This window comes from Amycolatopsis circi (assembly GCF_003385235.1).
Taxonomy (GTDB): Bacteria; Actinomycetota; Actinomycetes; order Mycobacteriales; family Pseudonocardiaceae; genus Amycolatopsis; species Amycolatopsis circi.
Genome location: NZ_PQIA01000281.1, coordinates 1 through 1721, shown reverse-complemented (window position 1 = coordinate 1721; position 1721 = coordinate 1). Strand labels below are relative to the sequence as shown.

2 protein-coding genes are annotated in these 1721 nt (G+C 70.2%); both read right to left on the bottom strand.

Annotated elements, in window-relative coordinates:
* Positions 1-69: 69 nt before the first annotated feature.
* The gene (gene thrC / locus D0D37_RS46235) at positions 70-1125 is read right to left on the bottom strand and encodes a threonine synthase (protein WP_116206887.1); all 1056 of its coding nucleotides are present in this window, start codon (positions 1123-1125) and stop codon (positions 70-72) included.
* 168 nt (positions 1126-1293) lie between these two features.
* Positions 1294-1721: ACT domain-containing protein (locus D0D37_RS46230; RefSeq protein WP_116206886.1), on the bottom strand; the 428-nt coding region annotated here is incomplete at its 5' end.

The window sequence follows — 1721 nt, the reverse complement described above, 5'->3', positions numbered from 1 at the left end:
GGGTTCCCCTCACGGACCGCTCGGTCGCGCTGTGGGCGGGCGGGTTCGGGAGGGCCCTCTGCACACGGCTCATCGCAGGTCCAGCGCCGCCGCCACGGCCGTCGGGTCGACCGCGAGCGGTTCCACCTCGACGTTGCCTTCCAGCGCCGTGGCCGGGTCCTTCAGGCCGTGCCCGGTGACCGTGCAGACGACCTTCGCGCCCTTCGGGAGCCGTCCGTCCGCCGCGGTGGCCAGCAGACCCGCCACGCTCGTCGCGGACGCGGGCTCCACGAAGACGCCCTCGCGACGGGCCAGCAGCCGGTACGCCTCAAGGATCTTCTCGTCGGTGATCGCCTCGAACAGGCCATTCGATTCGGCGCGCGCGTGCACGGCGCCGTCCCAAGAAGCGGGGCTGCCGATGCGGATCGCGGTCGCGATGGTGTCCGGGTCGGAGACCGGTTCGCCGTGCACGAGCGGCGCGGCGCCGGCGGCCTGGAAACCGAACATCCGCGGGGTGTTCTTGACCACACCGTTGGCCGCGTACTCCGAATAGCCCTTCCAGTACGCGGTGATGTTGCCCGCGTTGCCGACCGGGAGGCAGTGCACGTCCGGAGCCTCGCCGAGCACGTCGCAAATCTCGAACGCCGCGGTTTTCTGCCCGGCGATGCGCACCGGGTTGACCGAGTTGACCAGCGTGACCGGATAGTCGGCCGCGGTCTTGCGGGCGAGTTCGAGGCAGTCGTCGAAGTTGCCGTCGACCTGGAGGATCCGCGCGCCGTGCAGCACCGCCTGGGCGAGCTTCCCCATCGCGATCTTGCCTTGGGGCACCAGCACCGCGCAGGTGAGCCCAGCCCGCGCGGCGTAGGCGGCGGCCGAGGCCGAGGTGTTGCCGGTGGACGCGCAGATCACCGCTTTGAGGCCGCTGGCCAGCGCGTGCGTGATCGCCACGGTCATCCCGCGGTCCTTGAACGAGCCGGTCGGGTTCGCGCCCTCGACCTTCAGGTACACCTCGGCGCCGGTCAGTTCCGAGAGGTGTGCGGCGGGCAGCAACGGGGTGTTGCCCTCGCCGAGCGTCACCACGCGTGCCCCGTCGGGGACCGGAATCCGGTCGCGGTACGCCTCGATAATTCCCGGCCACGCACTCATGCTGCCGCCTCGATTCGGAGTTTCACCATGCTCACCAGCGAGGCGGAAGCATGAATATCGATGGTTCGCTCGCAAGCGGCGCTCATGCCACCGCCTCATTTCGGAGTTTCACCATGCTCGTTTCTGAGGCGGCGGCATGAACATCCATGATTCGCTTGCAAGCTGCGCTCATGCGTCTTCGCCTTCCACCCGCATCACGCTGACAACCTCGTGCACCACATCGAGTTTCGCAATTTCGTCCACAGTGGACTGCAACGCCGCGTCGGGCGCAAGGTGCGTCACCACGACGAGGCTCGCCGTGTCGTTCGCGTCGCGCTGGCGCACCGCGGCGATGCTCACGCCGTGCGCGGCGAACGCTTGCGCCACCTGGGCGAGCACACCCGCGCGGTCCGCGACGTCGAGGCTCACGTGGTAGCGCGTCGGCGTCTGGCCCATCGGCCGCACCGGCAGCGCGGCGTGCGCCGATTCGCGCGGGCCGCGGCCGCCGAGCACCTGGTTGCGCGCCACCGCGACGAGGTCGCCGAGCACCGCGCTGGCGGTCGGCGCGCCGCCGCCGCCCTGGCCGTAGAACATCAACTCGCCGGCCGCGTCCGCTT